At 60.9% G+C, this 20,548-nt stretch carries 19 protein-coding genes; 15 read left to right on the forward strand and 4 right to left on the reverse strand.

Annotated elements, in window-relative coordinates; genetic code table 11:
* Positions 1 to 55 precede the first annotated feature (55 nt).
* The gene (locus ACGK9W_RS18420) at positions 56 to 685 is read right to left on the reverse strand and encodes a metallophosphatase domain-containing protein (protein ID WP_194838955.1); all 630 of its coding nucleotides are present in this window, start codon (positions 683 to 685) and stop codon (positions 56 to 58) included.
* A gap of 97 nt (positions 686 to 782) precedes the next feature.
* On the opposite strand from ACGK9W_RS18420, the gene ACGK9W_RS18425 reads away from it, so the two are divergent.
* Positions 783 to 1,655 carry a hypothetical protein gene (locus ACGK9W_RS18425; protein ID WP_405418031.1) on the forward strand — a complete coding sequence of 291 codons (873 nt, stop codon included), beginning with the start codon at positions 783 to 785 and terminating at the stop codon, positions 1,653 to 1,655.
* Here the strand turns inward: ACGK9W_RS18425 and ACGK9W_RS18430 are convergent.
* Positions 1,621 to 2,397 carry a crotonase/enoyl-CoA hydratase family protein gene (locus tag ACGK9W_RS18430; RefSeq protein WP_405418034.1) on the reverse strand — a complete coding sequence of 259 codons (777 nt, stop codon included), beginning with the start codon at positions 2,395 to 2,397 and terminating at the stop codon, positions 1,621 to 1,623. The genes ACGK9W_RS18425 and ACGK9W_RS18430 overlap by 35 nt on opposite strands.
* A 76-nt stretch (positions 2,398 to 2,473) precedes the next feature.
* Between ACGK9W_RS18430 and ACGK9W_RS18435 the strand changes: the two genes are divergently transcribed.
* From ACGK9W_RS18435 to ACGK9W_RS18450, 4 genes are all read left to right on the forward strand, one after another.
* The gene (locus tag ACGK9W_RS18435; RefSeq protein WP_405418036.1) at positions 2,474 to 3,877 is read left to right on the forward strand and encodes an ethanolamine ammonia-lyase subunit EutB; all 1,404 of its coding nucleotides are present in this window, start codon (positions 2,474 to 2,476) and stop codon (positions 3,875 to 3,877) included.
* Positions 3,870 to 4,700, forward strand: coding sequence for an ethanolamine ammonia-lyase subunit EutC (gene eutC / locus ACGK9W_RS18440; protein ID WP_405418039.1), 831 nt, complete (start codon positions 3,870 to 3,872; stop codon positions 4,698 to 4,700). Before ACGK9W_RS18435 ends, eutC begins: the two co-directional genes overlap by 8 nt.
* A 37-nt stretch (positions 4,701 to 4,737) precedes the next feature.
* Positions 4,738 to 5,493 carry a putative 4-mercaptohistidine N1-methyltransferase gene (locus ACGK9W_RS18445; RefSeq protein WP_405418041.1) on the forward strand — a complete coding sequence of 252 codons (756 nt, stop codon included), beginning with the start codon at positions 4,738 to 4,740 and terminating at the stop codon, positions 5,491 to 5,493.
* Between the two features lie 165 nt (positions 5,494 to 5,658).
* Positions 5,659 to 6,399 carry a ParA family protein gene (locus ACGK9W_RS18450; RefSeq protein WP_209399169.1) on the forward strand — a complete coding sequence of 247 codons (741 nt, stop codon included), beginning with the start codon at positions 5,659 to 5,661 and terminating at the stop codon, positions 6,397 to 6,399.
* Positions 6,400 to 6,417: 18 nt separating this feature from the next.
* Here the strand turns inward: ACGK9W_RS18450 and ACGK9W_RS18455 are convergent, their stop codons facing one another.
* Entirely contained in the window at positions 6,418 to 7,194 is a 777-nt protein-coding gene (locus ACGK9W_RS18455; RefSeq protein WP_069182721.1) for a GntR family transcriptional regulator, read from the reverse strand.
* Positions 7,195 to 7,414: 220 nt separating this feature from the next.
* Between ACGK9W_RS18455 and ACGK9W_RS18460 the strand changes: the two genes are divergently transcribed.
* Genes ACGK9W_RS18460 through ACGK9W_RS18475 form a run of 4 tightly spaced genes read left to right on the forward strand, consistent with a single transcriptional unit; the run spans position 7,415 to position 13,186 of the window.
* Positions 7,415 to 8,254, forward strand: a complete 840-nt coding sequence (locus ACGK9W_RS18460; protein ID WP_405418045.1) for a (Fe-S)-binding protein — start codon at positions 7,415 to 7,417, stop codon at positions 8,252 to 8,254.
* Complete coding sequence (locus tag ACGK9W_RS18465) at positions 8,251 to 9,702, forward strand: LutB/LldF family L-lactate oxidation iron-sulfur protein (RefSeq protein ID WP_405418048.1); 1,452 nt, start codon at positions 8,251 to 8,253, stop codon at positions 9,700 to 9,702. The genes ACGK9W_RS18460 and ACGK9W_RS18465 overlap by 4 nt, the downstream gene beginning before the upstream one ends.
* The gene (locus ACGK9W_RS18470; RefSeq protein ID WP_405418049.1) at positions 9,699 to 10,370 is read left to right on the forward strand and encodes a lactate utilization protein C; all 672 of its coding nucleotides are present in this window, start codon (positions 9,699 to 9,701) and stop codon (positions 10,368 to 10,370) included. Before ACGK9W_RS18465 ends, ACGK9W_RS18470 begins: the two co-directional genes overlap by 4 nt.
* Positions 10,367 to 13,186: an FAD-binding and (Fe-S)-binding domain-containing protein gene (locus ACGK9W_RS18475; RefSeq protein WP_405418052.1), complete on the forward strand. Its 2,820-nt coding sequence runs from the start codon at positions 10,367 to 10,369 to the stop codon at positions 13,184 to 13,186. The genes ACGK9W_RS18470 and ACGK9W_RS18475 overlap by 4 nt, the downstream gene beginning before the upstream one ends.
* Before the next feature lie 3 nt (positions 13,187 to 13,189).
* Here the strand turns inward: ACGK9W_RS18475 and nfsA are convergent, their stop codons facing one another.
* Positions 13,190 to 13,927 (reverse strand): oxygen-insensitive NADPH nitroreductase, encoded by a 738-nt coding sequence (nfsA, locus tag ACGK9W_RS18480; RefSeq protein WP_288365823.1) that lies wholly within the window; start codon positions 13,925 to 13,927, stop codon positions 13,190 to 13,192.
* 160 nt (positions 13,928 to 14,087) lie between these two features.
* Between nfsA and ACGK9W_RS18485 the strand changes: the two genes are divergently transcribed.
* From ACGK9W_RS18485 to ACGK9W_RS18510, 6 genes are all read left to right on the forward strand, one after another.
* Entirely contained in the window at positions 14,088 to 14,888 is an 801-nt protein-coding gene (locus ACGK9W_RS18485) for an SDR family NAD(P)-dependent oxidoreductase (RefSeq protein ID WP_136629995.1), read from the forward strand.
* 10 nt (positions 14,889 to 14,898) lie between these two features.
* Positions 14,899 to 16,104 carry an acyl-CoA dehydrogenase family protein gene (locus ACGK9W_RS18490; protein ID WP_136629994.1) on the forward strand — a complete coding sequence of 402 codons (1,206 nt, stop codon included), beginning with the start codon at positions 14,899 to 14,901 and terminating at the stop codon, positions 16,102 to 16,104.
* Positions 16,104 to 17,129 (forward strand): phosphotransferase family protein, encoded by a 1,026-nt coding sequence (locus tag ACGK9W_RS18495; RefSeq protein WP_136629993.1) that lies wholly within the window; start codon positions 16,104 to 16,106, stop codon positions 17,127 to 17,129. The genes ACGK9W_RS18490 and ACGK9W_RS18495 overlap by 1 nt, the downstream gene beginning before the upstream one ends.
* On the forward strand, positions 17,126 to 17,488 hold the full coding sequence (locus ACGK9W_RS18500; RefSeq protein ID WP_136629992.1) for a DUF6285 domain-containing protein: 363 nt from the start codon (positions 17,126 to 17,128) through the stop codon (positions 17,486 to 17,488). Before ACGK9W_RS18495 ends, ACGK9W_RS18500 begins: the two co-directional genes overlap by 4 nt.
* Positions 17,489 to 17,513: 25 nt before the next feature.
* Positions 17,514 to 19,127 (forward strand): long-chain-fatty-acid--CoA ligase, encoded by a 1,614-nt coding sequence (locus ACGK9W_RS18505; protein WP_136629991.1) that lies wholly within the window; start codon positions 17,514 to 17,516, stop codon positions 19,125 to 19,127.
* A gap of 130 nt (positions 19,128 to 19,257) precedes the next feature.
* On the forward strand, positions 19,258 to 20,481 hold the full coding sequence (locus ACGK9W_RS18510; protein WP_153637083.1) for an ABC transporter substrate-binding protein: 1,224 nt from the start codon (positions 19,258 to 19,260) through the stop codon (positions 20,479 to 20,481).
* The last annotated feature ends 67 nt before the right edge of the window (positions 20,482 to 20,548 follow it).

The following is a 20,548-nucleotide window of genomic DNA, read 5'->3' on the forward strand; positions in this document are numbered from 1 at the left end:
AGCTTGCAACCATGGTGCCTGTGGGCGCTTGTTTCAAGATTAGCCCCAATAGGTGCTACAGATCGATCACAATCGGCGGGTTCAGAGGCTTGAAGCTCCCGTTACAGGTGCTGGCGTTCACGTAGAGGCAGTCACCGATCTGTTCCCGACCGTGGTCTTCGTGAATATGGCCGAAAATGTGCAGTTTCAGAGTCAAGCTGGCTACGCGTTCGGCCAGTGCCTCGCAGCCGGGACGAATAATACCCGTGGGCGAATCGATTTTGTCCCGGATACCCGCCGGAGGACCGTGGGTGATCAACACGTCGGTGTCTTCGGGAATACGGGCCCAGCGCTCGGCAAGAGCATCGCCCCGTTCAAGGTTGAACGCCCAGTTGAAGAACACTGGCGTCCATGGGCTTCCCCAGAACTTCAGGCCTTCCAGTTCCACCGGGCTGTCCTGCAAATAATGAGCATGGCGTATCAGTTCGCGAGCTTCGGCCGGCTCATCCTGGAAACACCAGTCGTGATTGCCGGCAATCAGGATTTTGTTTCTGTGGGGTAACTCGGAAAACCACCGGTCGAGATCCTCCAGTTCATCCAGGGTCCCGACGCCGAGGCAGTCGCCGGCGTGAATCAGCAGGTCGCCGTCAGGCACCTGGATCTGGCGATGCATGCTGTGGGTGTCGGAGATGCAGACTATTCTCATGGTATTGAAGGTTCCGATCGGTGGCATTCGCGCATTATTGTTGAAACTAAGATAGCATTTACGACCCGTTCAGCCCTCATGCTTTTCCTGTGATGCCATGCGATTGATTCTGAGCCGGAAGGGGTTCGATTCTTCTGCCGGAGGTTGTCCCAGCCCGGTTTTACCGGACGGTTCCCTGTGTGTGCTGCCCATTCCGGATGCCCAGTCCCGAATCCGTTATAGCGAAGTCGTTTTCGAAGAGCGCCGTCTGGGCAAAATTGCCCGGGATCTCACCGGCGGCAGAATTCGAGGAGGGCATGGCGCCCACCTGGACCCGGACCTGGTGGCCGATGCCTACCCACGTGAGAATGGCTGGCGACCTTTATTGGGGCAAACCGGTTCTGCCCAGGGGCATTTGCGTAATCAGGGGGTTGAGCCCGGAGACCTGTTCCTATTCTTCGGGGTCTTCCGGCACGCTGAACTGCATAACCGTCGCTGGCGCTTTGTGCCCGGTTCACGTCCGTTTCATGCCATCTGGGGGTGGCTGCAGATTGGCCAGATACATGCCATTGATGAACTGGCACCGGATGCGTCGCCCTGGGCCCGATATCATCCGCATTTCCACGGCCAGCCGGACGCTGGCAACACACTCTATGAGTCTTCTGATGCCTGCCAGTTGGCAACCGGGACGGAGGTCTTTCCCGGCAGTGGCGTGTTCCCGGAGTTGCGGGATGATCTTGTCCTTACTGATCCGCAAAGCCGGCTGCCGACCCGATGGCGTCTGCCGGCTGCATTTTTTCCGGGCGAGGACCGCCCGCCCCTGAGCTACCACACCAGAGCGGACCGCTGGCAGCTCGATTCACCCTGGTGCTACCTGACTTGCGCGGCCCGCGGACAGGAATTTGTGCTGGATCTGGATGCCTATCCGGATCTGATTGACTGGCTTGCGAGCCTGCTCAGAACTGGCCGTGGCGGCCAGCCCCCTCTTTGAATTTCCGGGCCCCGGCAATGGCCTCTTCGAAAACCACCGGGTAGCCCGCGGCCCCCTCGGCTTCCAGGGCTTCCCGGGTATCCAGATCCCATTGATGAATGGCAGACGCCCTGTCTGCCCGCATGCAGCGTTGCGGGAATCCGGCAATGGTTGCTGCCAGTTCCTGGGCCGCTTGCAGTGCCGTCCCGTCCGGAACGACGCGGTTTGCGAGTCCCATTTCCAGGGCCTCCTCCGCCTTGACGGGGCGCCCGGTCAGTATCATGTCCATGGCTCGCCCATGGCCGACAATGCGGGGCAGCCGGACGGTGCCACCATCAATCAGGGGAACGCCCCAGCGCCGGCAGAAAACGCCAAATACCGAAGAGGCTTCCACAACCCGCAGGTCGCACATCAGGGCCAGCTCCAGACCTCCGGCCACGGCATAGCCGGAGACGGCAGCGATCACCGGTTTGGAAAAGTGCATACGGGTCGGGCCCATGGGGCCATGGCCGGTGCCGTGGGGGGCAATCCGGTTGCGCCGCCGCTCATCGCCGATCGCTTCCAGGTCGGCGCCGGAGCAGAAATTTCCCCCGGTGCCGCACAGCACCGCAACCTTCAGGGCATCGTTTTCCTCAAACTCGATGAATGCCCTGCGCAGGGCATCGGCTGTCGGGCCGTCCACGGCGTTGCGTTTGTCGGGCCGGTTGAGCGTGATGGTGCAGATGCCGTCATTGATACTGGTCAGAACCGCGTGCTCGGTCATTGCTTTACCCTGCAGTTGATCTGTCTAGGTGATATTCACCTAAGATAGTAGAACAACGCGTCTCAGGGAGAGGGATATGTATCGGTACAGTCTGGGTGACCGGCGCTGGCAGTTCGCAACGCTGGCGGAGTTGATGGCCAGGGCCACGCCAGCGCGCTCTGGTGATCGCCTGGCAGGTGTCATCGCGCATACGGCGGAGGAAAGGGTGGTGGCCCAGATGGCCCTGGCGGACCTGCCTCTGAAAACCTTCCTGAGCGAAGCGCTTATTCCCTATGAGCAGGATGAAGTCACCCGACTGATTTTCGACGATCATGATCCTGTGGCGTTCGAGCCGGTGTCGCATCTGACCGTCGGCGATTTCCGCAACTGGCTTCTCAGCGACCACGCCACTCCGGAGATGCTCGCAAGCATCCGGGCGGGTATCACACCGGAGATGGCAGCGGCGGTCTCCAAGATCATGCGCAACCAGGACCTGATCCTGGTGGCGGCAAAGTGCCAGGTGCAGACTGCCTTTCGCAGCACCATCGGCTTGCCGGGGCGAATGTCGACACGGCTCCAACCCAACCATCCAACCGACGACATGACCGGCATCGCCGCCAGCATCCTGGATGGATTGCTTTACGGCAGTGGCGATGCCGTTATCGGGATCAATCCCGCGACTGACAGCGTGTCCCAGAGTGTCCGGCTGTTGCAGATGATGGATGAGGTGATCCGACAATACGAGATTCCGACTCAGTCCTGCGTCCTGACCCATGTTACCAACACCCTGGAAGCCATCGAACAGAAGGCGCCTGTGGATCTGGTATTCCAGTCCATCGGCGGTACCGAGGCGACTAACCGCAGCTTCGGATTTGATCTGGCAACTCTGGCCGAGGCCCGGGATGCGGCGCTCTCGCTGAACCGAGGCACCGTGGGCAACAATGTGATGTATTTCGAGACCGGCCAGGGCAGTGCGCTGTCCGCTGATGCCCATCACGGTGTGGACCAGCAGACCTGTGAAGCCCGGGCGTACGCCGTGGCCCGCAAATTCCAGCCGCTTCTGGTGAACACGGTGGTTGGATTCATCGGCCCCGAATACCTGTTTGACGGCAAGGAGATTACCCGGGCCGGTCTGGAAGATCACTTCTGTGGCAAGTTGCTGGGCCTGCCCATGGGGTGTGATATCTGTTACACCAATCATGCCGAGGCCGACCAGAACGACATGGACAACCTGCTCACACTTCTGGGCGTAGCCGGCTGCAATTTCATCATGGGCATACCCGGCTCGGACGATATCATGCTGAACTATCAGACCACGTCGTTTCACGATGCCCTGTATCTGCGACGGGTTCTGGACAAGCGACCGGCGCCGGAGTTCGAACAGTGGCTGACCAGGATGCAGATCTTCCGCGATGCCGAAGGTAAGGTGCCCGCAGACGCTCTGCCGGAAGCCTTTCGGGAGAGCCTGGGCCGGTTGCCGGAGGGGCAGGGCCATGACTGAGCGCAAACCGGTTGTTATTGAGAACCCGTGGCGCCGGCTGTCAGCCTGGACCGATGCCCGGATTGGTCTGGGGCGCGCAGGTGTGAGCCTGCCCACCCGAGAGATGCTGGAGTTTCAGTTGGCCCATGCCCAGGCCAGGGACGCGGTGCATTTGCCATTGGACACCGCTGCGTTAATGGCGGGGCTGGGGGAACTGAGCGAGCCAGGAAAAACACTGCTGCCACATAAGCCGGTTCATCTGCACAGTCAGGCCGACGACCGGGTAACCTACCTTCAGCGCCCGGACCTTGGTCGCAGGCTCAGCGCTCAGTCCTGTGAGCAGTTGGATCGGTTGGGCCACACCGGCGACTCGCCCGTCGACCTGGCACTGGTGATAGCAGACGGCCTGTCTTCCTTCGGTGTGCAGCAAAGCGTCCTCGGCCTTCTCGATGCGCTACTGACTGACCTTGAAGCCGACGATCAGACCTGGGAACTGGCGCCCCTGACGGTTGTCTCTCAAGGACGGGTTGCGATCGGGGACGATGTGGGTCACCGGCTCAACGCCCGCTGTGTGGTGGTGTTGATTGGCGAACGCCCCGGCCTGAGTTCTCCGGACAGCCTCGGGCTTTACCTGACCTGGGCGCCTGAGCCCGGGCTGACCGATGCCAGCCGGAACTGTATATCGAACATTAGGCCGGCGGGGCTGTCGTGCGCAGAGGCGAGCAGGCGGCTGATGTATCTCCTCAGGGAGGCTCGCCGTCATAAGATTTCCGGGGTGCCCCTAAAGGACCGCTCGGAAGAAGCGGTTATTGATCAGGGTATTGGCAACTTCCTGTTAGGCTAGCGATAACCGTTCAACCATTCAGGGTAGGAGAATTCCCTTGCAGCAAGCCGCGTACTATGAAAACGACACCACTCTCGCCCAATACCTGGAGTTTCACTTTGGCGAACGGTGGCATGGTGAGGCCAACTTTCCCAAGGCCCTGGCCGATGCTGCTATGCATGCGATGGATGGCCGGCCGCTTGAGCGCGCACTGGATATTGGCTGCGCCGTTGGTCGCACCAGCTTCGAGTTGGCCCGGCATTTCCGGCACGTGGACGGCATTGATTTCTCCAACTCCTTCCTTAACAAAGGTCAGGAAGTGGCCCGGGATAAACGAGTGCGCTATGCCCGTCCGGAAGAAGGTGAGCTGGTGAGTTTTCAGGATCAGAGCCTGGCATCCCTCGGGCTGGAGGAGGCCGCCGACCGTGTGGCTTTTCACCAGGGCGATGCCTGCGATCTTCCATCGCAGTTCAAGGGGTATGATCTGGTGCTCGCGGGCAACCTGATCGATCGGCTGTACCAGCCATCGCTGTTTCTGGAGACCATCCACGAACGGATTAACGAGCTCGGGCTTCTGGTGATTGCCTCACCCTACACCTGGCTGGAGGAATACACGCCCAGGGAACACTGGGTCGGTGGTTTCAAAAAGGATGGTGAGGACTTCTCGACGTTCGACGGTCTGAGGGAAATGCTGGCGCCACATTTCCGCCTGCTGTTCGAGCCCTGGAGTCTGCCCTTTGTTATACGGGAGACGAGAAACAAGTTTCAGCACAGCTTCTCCGAGCTGACCGTCTGGGAGAAGGTAAGTCAGTGAACAGGGAAAGTTTGACGATGGCCCGCACGCTGTCATCAAACTGTCACCGGAAAAGCCTAACCTGAGAGCTCATCAGGACGACATGCATTGTGTTGTGCATCGTGTGAATGCTTTAACCGGGGACTTCCCCGGTTTTTTTATGCCTGGATAAAAGGATCTGACAGGATGAGGACCATTGCGTTTTACAGTCTTAAGGGCGGTGTTGGCAAAACCGCCGCTGCCGTGAACATCGCTTATCTGGCCAGCCAGGCCGGGTATTCGACGCTTTTGTGGGATCTGGACCCCCAGGGCGCCTCCAGCTGGTACCTGGCCGGTGCCGACAAGATCAAAGGGCACAAGTTGTCGCAGTTGCTCAAGGGGAAGACGCCCATCGCCGAGTTCATTCACGAGAGCGACTATGAAAACCTGGATTTCATCCCGTCCCACACGAGTTTCCGTAATCTCGACGTCAAACTGGACCAGGAGGATGGCAGTAACCTGATCAAACAGTGGCTGGCGCCGCTATCGGAGGAAACCAGCCTGGTAATACTGGATTGCCCGCCCTCGCTGTCCCGGCTTTCCGAACAGGTGCTGAAAGCGGCGGACGAGGTGTTTGTGCCGGTCATTCCCACCTGGCTGTCCCTGAACAGCTGGAAGCAGCTGGCGGAGTTTGCGAAGGATAAAAAGCTGAAGCCGGGTAAGCTGCACCCGTTTTATTCCATGGCCGATCGGCGCAAAGGTCTGCATCGGGAACTGATCAATGCCCAGGATGAGATCCTGCCCAAAGGCCTGAAAACCATCATCCCGAACGCCAGTGTGGTGGAGAAAATGGGCGAGGAGGGCACACCTGTGGAACTGCTCGCGCCCAGCTCCGTGGCTGCCGATGCCTATCGCAGGCTCTGGAAAGAGATCAATCGAATGCTCTGAGCACCGGCCAGGGCTTGTTCAGGTTCGCGCCAGTTTGTCCCGCCGCAGGGACCGCTCCAGTCGACGGTTATTCTCGCTTCGTTCCGAGAGCACCTGCTGAACGTACAGAATGTGCTTGCCGGCCAGTTCCCGGGCTTCGTCGGCCCTACCTTCCGTGATGGCCTCGTATAGCATTCGATGCTGCTCCACCAGGCCCTGACGGGTCTCCGCCTCCCTCTGGTACATGCCGCCAATGTTGGTCACCACATTGCTCTTCAGCATGTTGAAGAGGTTGCGAATGGTATGCAGAAGGATCACGTTGTGGCTGGCCTCGGCAATGGCCAGGTGAAAGCGTGCGTCCGCCGCGCCTTCGGCTTCCAGATCCCGCTCCTTTTCGGTGCTGTAGCAGGCTTGCAGCGCCTCATAGGCGGTTTTCAGGTGGGCGCGGTCCACCTCGGTGGCCCGCAATGCCGCGTAGTAGGCGCAGTCCGCTTCCAGGGTGCGTCGGAACTCCAGCAAATCCCGTTGGGCATCCGGCCGGTTTTCCAGCAATGGAATCAGCGGGTCACTAAAGCTGCCACCCAGGGACTCGGTGACGTAGTTACCGCCGCCCTGGCGGCTCACCAGCAGGCCCCTGGCCGTCAGTCGCTGGATAGCCTCGCGCAGCGAAGGGCGTGACACTCCGAATTGCTCCGACAACACCCGTTCTGGCGGCAGTCGCTCGCCAGGCTGCAAGGTGCCCTCCAGAATCATGGTTTCCAGCTGTTCAACAATGGTGTCTGCGAGTCTTTTCGGCGCGATCTGTCCGATGGCCATTCCTGATGTACCCGTATCAAAAATTTATTGGTAATACCAATATCACATAGGTCTCTCTCGGCCAAGGGTTAGCCTGAATAAGACCTGTAAAGTGTGCCTTCTGCATCAAAAACCTTTGACATTGGCGGTCTTTTTCCCATACCTTGGTTAACTATCGATGTCAATTGGTATTACCAATTTATAAATTGGTCAGTTTGAGAGTGTATTGAGGCACCAGTCAATGAGCGACCTGTTTTACGATGCCGCCCCCAATGCCACCCGTGTAGCCCCGGAGCGGGAACCCGAAAGGCATTACCCGGAAAAGCCCGAGGCCGTCACCCTGTTTGGCACCTGCGTGGTGGATCTGTTTTTCCCGGAAGCCGGGCTGGACGCCATTCGCCTGCTGGAACGTGAAGGCGTCCGCGTGCATTTCCCTCAGGAGCAGAGCTGCTGCGGACAGCCTGCCTGGACTTCGGGATACCGGGATGAGGCCAAAGCCGTGGCCCGTGCCCAGCTGGATTTACTCGATCGATCAGGTCTGCCAGTGGTGGTGCCATCCGGCTCCTGTGCCGGCATGTTCCGACATCATTACCGGGCGCTGTTTGCCGACGAGCCGGACACGCTCAAGCGGGTGGAAGCGCTGGCCGAGCGCACCTATGAGCTGACCGAGTTTCTCCTGAAGGTTTGCAAGGTGCAGCTGTCGGACCGAGGTGCACCCAGCAAGATTGCCCTGCACACCTCCTGCTCTGCGCGGCGGGAAATGAACACTCATCTCCACGCCCGTGAACTGTTGAGGCAGCTCGAGAGTGTTGAGCGCGTCGATCACGACCATGAAAGCGAATGCTGCGGGTTCGGCGGCACTTTCTCGGTGCGGATGCCGGAAGTGTCAGGAGCCATGGTCAAGGATAAGACGCGCTCGTTGATGGATTCCGGCGCGGTGGAAATGGTCACCGCCGATGGCGGCTGCCTGATGAACATCAATGGTTCCCTCGAGAAACAGAAAGAGCGCTTCCGGGGACGGCATCTGGCCAGCTTCCTGTGGGAACGAGTCAATGGTGCCAGCAAAGGGGAGGTGGCATGAGCCAGCGTATTCCGGTGACCGAGCTGACTCCGGACTTCCGGGGGCGTGCCGAAGAAGCCCTGGCGGACGGGCAGCTGCGCAACAATTTCCGGGTGGCCATGGACTCGCTGATGACCAAGCGGGCCAACGCGTTTCCCGATGCCGATGAGCGCGAAGGGCTGAGGGAACTGGGTAACCGGATCAAGGCCGGTGCCCTTTCTAACTTGCCAGACCTGCTGGAACAATTGGAACAGAAGCTGACTGAGAATGGCGTCAAGGTTCACTGGGCGGAGACCGTCGAGGAAGCCAACGACCTGGTGCATGGCATTATTGAAGCCCGCAAGGGCAGCCAGGTGGTGAAAGGCAAGTCGATGGTCAGCGAAGAGATGGAGATGAACGACTACCTGGCGGAGCGGGGCATTGAATGCCTGGAATCCGACATGGGGGAGTACATTGTCCAGCTCGATAACGAAAAGCCGTCCCACATTATCATGCCGGCGATTCACAAGAATGCCCGGCAGGTGTCCAAACTGTTTCACGACAAGCTGGGGGAGCCGGAGACCGAAGACGTCAACCAGCTGATCCAGATCGGCCGGCGGACCCTGCGTCGGAAATTCATGGATGCGGATGTGGGTGTATCCGGAGTGAACTTCGCCATCGCCGAAACCGGCACCCTGTTGCTGGTGGAAAACGAGGGCAACGGTCGCATGAGCACCACGGCGCCGCCGGTGCACATTGCGGTTACGGGCATTGAAAAAGTGGTGCCGAACCTGAGGGATGTGGTGCCGCTGGTTTCCCTGCTCACCCGTTCGGCCCTGGGGCAGCCCATTACCACCTATGTGAACCTGATATCCGGGCCGCGCAAGCCCCACGAGCTGGATGGTCCGGAAGAAGTGCACCTTGTGCTGCTGGATAACGGCCGTACCGGCGCCTTTGCCGATGCCCAGATGCGTCAGACCCTGAACTGCATCCGCTGCGGCGCCTGTATGAACCACTGCCCGGTTTATACCCGAGTGGGCGGCCACACCTATGGCGAGGTGTACCCGGGCCCGATTGGCAAGATCATCACACCGCACATGGCCGGTCTGGACAAGGTGTCGGATCACCCCAGTGCCTCCTCCCTGTGCGGAGCCTGCGGCGAGGTGTGCCCGGTCAAGATTCCCATTCCCGAGCTGCTTCAGCGCCTGCGTCAGGAAAATGTGAAGGATCCGGAGCAGCCGCAGCAGGTGAAAGGTGGTGGCGCCAAATATTCCCGGGCGGAGCGCTGGATCTGGCGCGGCTGGCAGATGCTGAATACCCGGCCGGCGCTGTATCGCAGTTTCCTCTGGGCCGCGACCCGCTTCCGGGCGCTGGCTCCGAAAAAGGCCGGCCCCTGGACCGAGAATCACAGTGCACCGGTGCCCGCCCGTCGTTCCCTGCATGATCTGGCGGCGCGGCATCTTGATCAGAACGGAGGCCGGCCATCATGACCGCCCGCGCGAATATCCTTGGTAAACTGAGAAACAGCCTTGCCGGCACGACTCCCCGCCCGGACGAGTTCGACGAGGGGCTGGTAACTCGGCCGTGGCGCTACGCGCCGGCAGACCGCGTCGCCCGGTTGCGCAGCCTGATGGAGGCGGTTCACACGGAGGTGCATCAGTGCCGTTCTGACAGCTGGCCGGATCTGGTGACGCAGCTGCTGAACAAACGCAACCTCCGAAATCTGTTGTGCGCGCCGGGCACAGACCACGGCCGCGCCTTGCAAGCTCACTTTGAGGCCACGGAGCAGACGATCGAGTTATTGGCCTACGATCAGCCGGTGGAGGCCTGGAAGGAAGAGCTGTTCTGGAATGTGGATGCCAGCCTGACCGGCACCCTGGGTGGTATTGCTGCCACCGGTACAGTCGTGCTCTGGCCGGATCGCCACGAACCGCGGTTGATGAGTTTGGTACCTCCAGTCCATATTGCCCTGCTCAAGGCCAGCGAGATTCACGACAATCTGTATGACATGATGGTGTCTCAGGACTGGGCAGCCGGGCTGCCCACCAATGTCCTGTTGGTGTCCGGCCCGTCCAAGACTGCGGACATCGAACAGGTGCTGGCTTATGGCGCTCACGGGCCTCGTGAGCTCATCGTGCTGGTTCTGGAGGACCTATGAGCTTTTCCGCAGCCACATTGGCCGATATCCGGCAACGGATTCCGGGAAACCGGGTGTTCAACGATCCGGTGTCCACCCTCGCGTTCGGAACCGACGCCAGTTTCTACCGGCTGATCCCCAAGGTGGTGGTGCGGGTTCAGGAAGAGGCCGAGGTGGTCGATCTTCTGGCGATTGCCCGCAACCACAAGGTGCCGGTGACTTTCCGGGCCGCCGGTACCAGCCTTTCCGGGCAGGCCATCAGCGACTCCATCCTGATTGTCCTTGGCGACCAGTGGAACGGGCACGACATCCGCGCTGAAGGCCGCCAGATTCGCCTGCAGCCCGGTGTGATCGGCGCCCAGGCCAACGCCTGGCTTGCGCCCAGGGGTTACAAGATCGGTCCCGATCCTGCTTCCATCAACGCCTGCAAGATCGGCGGCATTGTTGCCAATAACGCCAGTGGCATGTGCTGTGGCACGGCCCAGAACAGCTACCACACCCTGGCTGGCATGCGCCTGGTGCTGGCAGACGGCGCCGTGCTGGATACCGAGGACCCGGCGAGTGTGGCGGTGTTCCGCGACAGTCATGGCGAGTTGCTGGCGGCCCTGAAAAAGCTGGCTATCAATACCCGGGAGAATCCGGAGCTGGCGGAACGTATTCGGCACAAATACCGCCTGAAAAACACCACCGGGTTGTCCCTGAACTCCCTGGTGGACTTTGAGGATCCCATCGACATTCTCACCCATCTGATGGTGGGCTCCGAAGGCACCCTGGGTTTCGTGAGTGCTGTCACCTACAACACAGTGCCGGAATACCCCGACAAGGCCACGGCGCTGCTGGTGTTCCGTAATGCCGAGACCTGCTGCCGGGCGGCGTCGGCGTTGCGGTCGCAGCCTGTGGCGGCGGTGGAGCTGCTGGATCGCCGTAGCCTTCGCTCGGTGCAGGACAAGCCCGGCCTGCCTGACTGGATTCATGACCTGTCGGAGGATGCCTGCGCGCTGCTGGTGGAGACCCGGGCGCCCTCCTCGGAGAGTCTGGATGGACAGCTGGCCCGGATCAGTGCGTCCCTGGCGGATTTTCCGCTTGAGCAACAGGTGGATTTCACCCGCGATGCCAAAGTCTCTGACCAGCTGTGGGCCATTCGAAAGGGTACCTTCCCCGCTGTGGGCGCAGTGCGACCGAACGGTACCACCGTGATCATCGAGGATGTGACCTTCCCGATCGATCAGCTATCCGAGGGGGTTACCCGTCTCCAGGAACTGTTTGTGAAGCATGGTTATGACGACGCGATCATCTTTGGCCACGCCCTGGAGGGCAACCTGCACTTCGTGTTCCCCCAGGGCTTTGACGACCCTGCGGAAGTCGCCCGCTATGAGGCCTTCATGCAGGATGTGGCGCAGCTGGTGGCGGTGGAGTTTGGTGGTTCTTTGAAGGCGGAGCACGGGACTGGCCGCAACATGGCGCCGTTTGTGGAGCTGGAGTGGGGGCATGATGCCTGGCAGCTGATGTGGCAGATCAAGCGGCTGCTGGACCCGGAGAATCTGCTCAATCCGGATGTTGTGCTCTCGGAAGACCCGCAGATCCACCTCAAGAATCTGAAGCCCCTTCCCGAGGCCGATCCCCTGGTGGATAAATGCATTGAATGCGGTTTCTGCGAGCCGGTGTGTCCCTCGGAGGGACTCACCCTCTCACCCCGTCAGCGCATCGTGATCTGGCGGGATATCCAGGCCCGCCGCCGTGCCGGAGAAGACACTGCCGAACTGGAGAAAGCCTACCAGTACCACGGCCTGGATACCTGCGCCGCGACCGGCCTCTGTGCCCAGCGCTGTCCGGTGGGTATCAATACCGGCGATCTGGTGCGTAAGCTGCGCACTGAAAGCGCCAGCGGGCAGTCTGTAGCCAATCAGTTGGCGAAACATTTTGCCGGCGCACTGAAAGCGACCCGTTTTGTCCTGGCTGGCGCCTCCATGGCCGAACGGCTGATGGGCGCGCCACTGCTGACTCGTCTCAGTGCGGGCGTTCGCAAGGTGTCCGGGGGCAAGGTAGCCCAGTGGGATCCGAGTCTGCCGCAGCCGGTGCGGTTTGTGTCACCAGCAGCACAGGAGGATCCGGCCGATGGTCGGCCCCGGGTGGTGTATCTGGCCGCCTGTGTGTCCCGGACCATGGGCCCGGCCCGTAGCGATAAGGCGCAGGAGCCGTTGATCAGCGTGACCCGGAGGCTGCTGGAGAAAGGTGGTTACCAGGTGGTGTATCCGGAGGCGCTGGACAGTCTGTGCTGCGGCCAGCCATTTGCCTCCAAGGGCTATCCGGACCAGGCGGCATCCAAAAAAGATGAACTGATTTCGGCGCTGTTGCGGGCCAGCCGCAATGGTGTGGATCCGATCTATTGCGACACCAGCCCCTGCACCCTGCAGATCCGTGAAGCTGCCGAAGAGGCCGGGCTCACACTGTTCGACCCGGTCCGGTTTATTCGTGATCATCTTTACGAGCGCCTGGATTTCGAGCCGGAGCAGACCCCGCTGGCCGTGCACGTCACCTGTAGTACCCAGCATCTTGGGGAATCACAGGGTCTTATCGATATCGCTCGCCGCTGCAGTAGTAATGTGGTGATCCCCGAGGGCATCCACTGCTGTGGCTTTGCCGGGGATAAAGGCTTCAATGTGCCGGAGCTGAACGCCCACTCGCTGAAAACGCTGGCCGAGCAGACGGCCGGCTGCGAGGAAGGGATATCCACCAGCCGTACCTGCGAGATCGGGCTCAGCCGGCACAGCGGCATCGACTACCATGGCCTCGTGTATCTGGTGGACCGGGTCACCAGGCCGAAAGCTACTGCCTAGCGGCTATTTCATCTCGAAGCCGCATTTGCGCAGGAAATCGCGCATGTGCGGCCGCAGTTTCGAGGTGAACAGCGGCTTGAGCTGCTCGGACCAGGTGGTGTCCTTGTTACCACCGGTGCGCTCCCGGTAGTACTGGTTCATGGTGCGGTCGAACCCGGCGACCAGTTCCTCGTCACGGGCATCGGAGTAGTAGTCTTCCTTGAGAATCGCCTCCACCGGCAGGCGGGGCTTTACCTCGGGGTTCTGGTCCGGATAGCCCAGGCACATGCCGAATACCGGGTACACATGCTCCGGCAGTCGAAGTATCTCGCTGATCTCCGCCGGATTGTTGCGTATGCCCCCGATGTAGCAGAGACCAAGCCCCTCGGACTCCGCGGCAATCGCGACATTCTGCGCCATCAGGCTGGTGTCGATGGTGGCAACCAGCAGCTGTTCGGTCATCCCCCGTACCACGTCTGCCCCGGCGCGCCCGGCGGCGTCGGTCGAGCGCCGCATATCGGCGCAGAACACCAGGAAGTCCGAGCAATCAGCGATATAGCCCTGTCCCCCGGCAAGTTCGGCAATTCTCCGGCGGTTGTCCGGATCAATCACGTGAATAATGGAATACGCCTGCACATGGTTCGAGGTGGCGGCGCACTGGCCGGCGCGAACCAGTTCCCTGAGCAGATTCTCGGGAATTTTCTCGCTGGTGAATTTGCGGATGGAACGGTGGGATTTCAGGAGTTCTATGGTTGGATTCATGGGTGCTCTCGTCAGTTACTTTTAGCCAGCATGCGTTAAGTGGCCAGTGATGCCAAATACATGGGGGCGTCTGGTTAGGAGGCTTTCTTTGTGAGAGATTACATTTCATGCTTGAATAATTCGAGCGCTCGTTCTATTTTTGGTTCTCGGAGGTTGAAACATGAACAATTCCAATAAGACTAACCTTGGCACTACAAACTGGTCCCTGCGACTTGATGGTAAGACGGCTCTGGTGACCGGAGCTGCCGGTGGCCTGGGCCACAGCTTTACCCACTGCCTTCTCGAGACAGGTGCCACCGTCATTGTCAGTGGCCGCCGCCGCGAGGCGCTGGACTCTCTCAAGGGCGATTTTCCCGAGTATGCCGGTCGGATCCATGTGGTCACCATGGATGTCACCGACGAGGCGAGTGTCACCGAAGCCTTCGACACCATGGCCGACGATGTCGGCCTTCCGGATGTGGTGGTTTCTAATGCCGGTGTCGCCACCAGCAAGAAGGCGATGGATCTGACCGGCTCCGACTGGGACACGGTGGTCGATACCAACCTCAAGGGATGCTGGCTGGTAGCCAACGAGGCTGCCCGTCGTCTGTCCGCCACCAACCGGGGCGGCAGCATCATCATGATTTCTTCTATCCTCGGCCATCGTGTGGCCGGCAATGTGGCGCCCTATGCGGCGGCCAAGGCCGGAGTCGAGCAGCTGACCCGGGCACTGGCGCTGGAATGGGCCCGGTATGGTATTCGCGTCAATGCCCTTGCGCCGGGCTACATCGAGACCGACCTGAACCGTGATTTTTTCGCCAGCGAGCCCGGCCAGAAGATGATCCGCCGTATTCCCCAGCGTCGTCTGGGGCAGGCCGGTGACCTCAGTGGTCCGTTACTGCTGCTGGCCTCAGATCTTTCCGACTACATGACCGGCAGCACCCTTGTGGTGGATGGCGGCCATCTTCAATCCTCGCTGTAAGGAGCAGGCTGTGGACTTCAATCTGAACCCCAGGAACGAGTCGTATCGGAAGCGTATCCGGGACTTTGTGGAACAGGAGCTGTTGCCGCTGGAGCAGAACCCGGAGGCATATGACGAGCACGAGAACATTGCACCGGAGTATCTGGAACAGATGCGTGCCAAGGCCAGACAACAGGGCCTTTGGTGCCTCCAGATTCCCGAGCACCTGGGTGGCCAGGGCCTGGATATCCAGGGCATGGCGGCTTGCTACGAGGAGATGAACCGGTCCATCTTCGGGCCGGTGGTGTTCAACTCCGCGGCGCCCGATGACGGCAACATGATCGTGTTGGCCAAGGTGGCCACCGAGGCCCAGCAGGAGCGCTGGCTCAAGCCCATTGTCGAGGGCCAGGTCCGCTCCTCCTTCGCCATGACTGAGCCACCTCCCGGCTGCGGCTCGGACCCCGGCATGATGCAGACCACCGCCACCCGCAAGGGCGACCGCTGGGTGATCCATGGTCACAAGCATTACATCACCGGGGCCGGGGAGGCGTCCCATTTCATTTTGATTGCCCGTACCTCCGACGATACCCGCAAGGGGCTCAGCGCCTTCATGTTCCACAAGGACGATCCGGGCTGGGAAGTGGTCCGCCGCATTCCGATCATGGGGCCGGAGGAGCACGGTGGTCATTGCGAGATCCGTTTTGACGGCCTGGAAATTCCCGATAAGAACCGGCTGATGGAAGTGGGCGATGGCCTCAAGGTCACCCAGATCCGTTTGGGCACCGCCCGCCTGACCCACTGCATGCGCTGGCTCGGGCTGGCCCGTAGGTCGCTCGAGATCGCCACCGATTACGTGGAGAAACGTCAGTCGTTCGGCCAGACCCTGGCCCAGCGTGAAGGTGTCCAGTGGTTGCTCGGCGAGGCCGCCATGGAGATCCAGATCGGCCGGCTGCTGACCATGCACGCGGCGTGGAAACTCGATCAGGGCGACTTTGCCCGCAAGGAAGTGTCCATGGCCAAGGTTGCCGTGGCCGATACCCTGCACAAGGCCGTCGATACCGCCATCCAGCTTTGTGGCGCCCGGGGCTATTCAAAGGATACTCCGCTGGAGTGGATCTACCGCTATGCCCGCCAGGCACGTCTGGTGGATGGCGCCTCGGAAGTGCACAAGATGGTGTTCTCGAAGCTGCTGCTGTCGGAGCGCACCGATTTCTGGCACTGGGGAGTGAAGCCCTGATGTCTGCTTTGGCCGACACCTTCTGCAATTTTATTGTCCGGCAGACCGGCGCCCGCAACGCGCGGGTCATCGAGTTCAGCAAGCTGTCCGGGGGCGCCATCCAGGATAACTTCGGGTTAACCCTGGAGCTGGAAGGCGGCGACCGGCCGGGCCGGCAGGAATTCGTGGTCCGGCAAGACGCCCCCTCGGGGGTGTCGGAGAGTTTGTCCCGGCCGGAGGAGTTCCGAGTGTTGCAGGCCGCATTCGGCGCCGGAGTTACCGCTCCGGAGCCGCTCTGGCTGTGTGAGGACGCCGAAGTCAGCGGCCGAATCTTTTATGTCATGAGCCGGGCTTCCGGGTCCGCCTCGCCACGGAAACTGGTCAAGGGTGATCTTACCGACGATCAGCGTCGGCACCTCGTGCGCCGGCTCGGTGCCGAGCTGGCCCGGCTGCACACAGTGCGGCCGCCGATGGATTCGCTGGCTTTTCTGGGACTGCCGACAGGGAACAATCCGGCCCTGAGCCGGGTGGCGCTGTACCGCCGCTACTTGGAGGAAATCGGGGAACCGCATCCGGTCCTCGAATGGGCCCTGAACTGGCTCGAAGACCACGCGCCGGAACCCGGTCCCACGGTGCTGTGTCACTGCGATTTCCGCACCGGAAACTACATGGTGGATGGTGACGAGCTGACTGCAGTGCTGGACTGGGAATTTGCCGCCTGGAGTGATCCCTGCGAAGACCTGGGCTGGCTCTGCTGCCGCAGCTGGCGCTTCGGTGGTGATGACCGGGAAGTTGGAGGCGTTGGCGACAAAGACGATCTTCTGGCCAGTTACCGGGAAGTGAGTGGCGCCGACATCGATCCGGCGACTGTCAGCTATTGGGAAGTCATGGCGCTGGTGCGCTGGGCGATGATCGCGTTGCAACAGGCACGCCGGCACATGTCCGGCGAACAGCGCTCGCTGGAGCTGGCCCTGACCGGGCGTATGGTGGCCCAGATGGAATACGACCTGCTGAACCAGATTCCGGAATTGGAGGAAGGGCAATGATCAACGAGCCGGATAGCCGCGACCTGCTGACCGAGGCCCGCCAGGTATTACTGGATTCCCTGGTACCGGATCTGGCGGGAGAGCATAAATACCAGGCCCTGATGATCGCCAACGCCATGGGCATGGCCATCCGGGAGATCGAGCAGCGGGCTCAGGGTGAGCCTGAAGCCACCGACCGGTCACTATCGAAATTTATGGCTGGACACCAGTTACCGGATGACCCTTCAAAGGGCGAGCAGACCCTCGCCCGGGCCCTCCGTGACCGCCGGCTCGATGGCGATGATCCGGAACTGAGATCGGTTCTGAAGGGCATGACGGAGGCCCGGTTGAGAATCAACAATCCGGGCTTTCTGAAGTAATCCGGACAGTCCAACACGGTGCGATATGAACAAGTACAAGAACCTGAACAAGACCGCCGCCAACCATTCAGCCCTGACCCCGCTGACCCTGCTGCAGCGATCGGCGCGAGTCTACCCGGACAAGCAGGCGGTCATCGACGATGACATGAGCCTGTCCTACCGCGATCTGTATCGCCGTTGCCGGCAGATGGCGGATGCCTTGCGCGCCCGGGGTATATCCCCTGGCGACACGGTAGCGATCCTGTGCCCCAACAGCCATGAAATGCTCGAGTCCCATTACTCGGTGCCCATGGCGGGGGCGGTGCTCAACTCCATGAATATCCGTCTGGACGCGGGTACCCTCTCGTTCATCCTGGCCCACGGTGAGGCGCGGGTGCTGTTCTACGACACCCAGTGGGAAAACCAGGTCCGGGCGGCGATTGCCGAGCTGGAGGTGCCGCCGCTGCTGGTGGCTATCGAGCGCAAGTCCGGCCCCAGCGAAGGCCTGGCTGAACTGGACTACGAATCCCTGCTGGCCGAGGGCGACCCGGAAGCCTCTTGGTCGCAGCCGGACGACGAGTGGGATGCCATCACCCTGAACTACACTTCCGGCACCACCGGTAATCCCAAGGGCGTGGTCTACCATCACCGGGGTGCCTACCTGGCCGCCATGTCGAACGCCATGGCCTTCGATATGACCGCCGAGACTGTCTACCTGTGGACGTTGCCGATGTTCCACTGCAACGGCTGGGCCTACACCTGGGCGATCACCGCCGTTGGCGGCACCCATGTCTGCCTGCGGGAAGTGGATACCCGGGAGATCTATCGCCGGATCGAGGAATACGGCGTGACCCACATGTGCGGCGCCCCGGTAGTGATGAACATGCTGGTGCAGGATCTTGGTCGTGAGAACCTGACCCTTTCACGGCGTGCCCGTTTCGCCCTGGGTGGCGCCGCGCCCCCCAGCAGTGTGATCCGCAAGGCGGAGGAAATCGGTTTCGAGATCACGCACCTGTACGGCCTGACCGAAACCTTTGGTCCGTCCAACCTGTGCGTGCCCCAGCCGGAATGGCAGGCGCTGCCCCTGGAAGAGAGGGCCGTGAAGATGTCGCGGCAGGGTGTCCCCACCCATGGCCTGGACGACGTGGACATTCTGGACATGACCAGCGGCGAGCCGGTACCGGCCGACGGCAGGACCATGGGCGAGATCTGCATCCGGGGCAACACCGTGATGAAGGGCTATCTCAAGAACCCGGACGCTACCGACAAGGCCTTCCGGGATGGCTGGTTCCACACCGGCGACCTGGCGGTCATGCACCCCGACCGCTACGTTGAAATCCGGGACCGGGCCAAGGATGTGATCATCTCCGGCGGCGAGAACATCTCCAGCCTGGAAGTTGAGGAAGTGCTCTACCGGCACCCGAAAGTCTCCGAAGCGGCAGTGGTGGCCATGCCTGACGAGAAGTGGGGTGAGGTGCCCTGTGCCTTCGTCAATCCCGTTGATGACGGTGACGAGTTGACCGCTGAGGACATCATTGCCTTTTGCCGGGACAACATGGCGCACTTCAAGGCGCCGAGGAAGGTGGTGCTGGGCGAGCTGCCCAAGACCGCCACCGGCAAGATCCGCAAGAACATTCTCCGGGACTCCCTGTCCCGATGATTGGGCTGACCATGGTCAGCAGGAGGTTGCGATAGCGCGAACAACGCATTCAGACCAACGAAAACGGGCACCGATGTAACGGGCCTGACAGTTCCAGTGACAACAAAGACAAGAACACAGGAGCAATACCATGAAGAAAACAAGCATGAAGAAACTGCTGGTTGCGATGACCGCAGCCGCGACCCTGACTACCGCGGGGACTAGCTATGCCGAGGACCCGATCCGGATCGGCGGCCTCTATATCCTCTCCGGCAGTGCCGCCACCTACGGTGAGTTTGCCCAGAAGGGCATCGACCTAGCGGTCAATGAAATCAACGCCTCCGGTGGTATTCTCGGCCGGCAGGTGGAAATGATCTACGAGGACAGCCAGGGCAAGGCATCGGTCGCCATCCAGGCTGCCCGTAAGCTGGTCTACTCCGAAGGGGCGGATGCCCTGGTGGGGCTGGACAGCTCGGGTGTCGCCCAGGGCATGGTGCCGACCATGCCGGAGCTGCAGAAGCCGCTGATCATCACCCACGCGGCCACGCCGGATGTCACCGGCAAGCTGTGTAACCCGTTCACCTACCGCATCAGCGTCAACGTGGCCCAGAACATGAAGGCTGCCGCTCTGGTTGCAGCGGAAACCGATGCCACCAACTGGACCACCATTGGCCCGGACTACGCTTTCGGTCACCAGTCCTGGGAGTTCTTTGGCAACTACCTGAAGGACATCAAACCGGATGTGAACTTGATGTCGGAGACCAACTTCCCGCGCTTCGGGGCCGAGGACTTCACTCCGTTCATTGACCGGGTGATGAACTCGGACGCTGACGGTGTGCTGATCTCGGTCTGGGGTGGTGACCTGGTCAACTTCATCCGTCAGGCCAATACCCGTGGCTTTTTCGAGAAGGACATGGAGCTGATGTTCACCGTCGGTGCTGCCACCGAAGTGCTTTCTGCCCTGGGTGAGGAAATGCCCGAGGGTGTGCACCTGTCCACCCGTTACTGGTACGAGGCCTACGACAACGACATCAACGACCGTTTCGTGAAGGCCTACATCGATGCCTACGGCAATCCGCCGAGCTATAACGCCGAGGGTGCCTATGCTGCCATCTATGCTTACAAGCAGGCGATGGAAGCGGCCGGAACCACCGAAGGCCCGGCTGTGGCCAAGGCTCTCAGCGGTATGAGCATGGAAGCCCCCAACGGTACGGTGACTTTCCGCAAAGGCGATAACCAGGCCATGGTCAGCCCGAACTGGGGTGTTTCCGGCCCGATGCATCCCGAGCACGGTATCCGGACCCTGACCAACCTGCAGATCTTTGACGGTGAAGAAGTAGCCCGCACCATTGAAGAGACCGGTTGCAAGCTCTGATCTGAACCTTTTCAAAAGCTTGCCGTGGCGCCCGCCCTGCGGGGCGCCATGTAACCGGCCCTAACCT

Source organism: Marinobacter flavimaris (genome assembly GCF_045057155.1).
In the GTDB taxonomy this organism is placed as follows: Bacteria; Pseudomonadota; Gammaproteobacteria; order Pseudomonadales; family Oleiphilaceae; genus Marinobacter; species Marinobacter manganoxydans.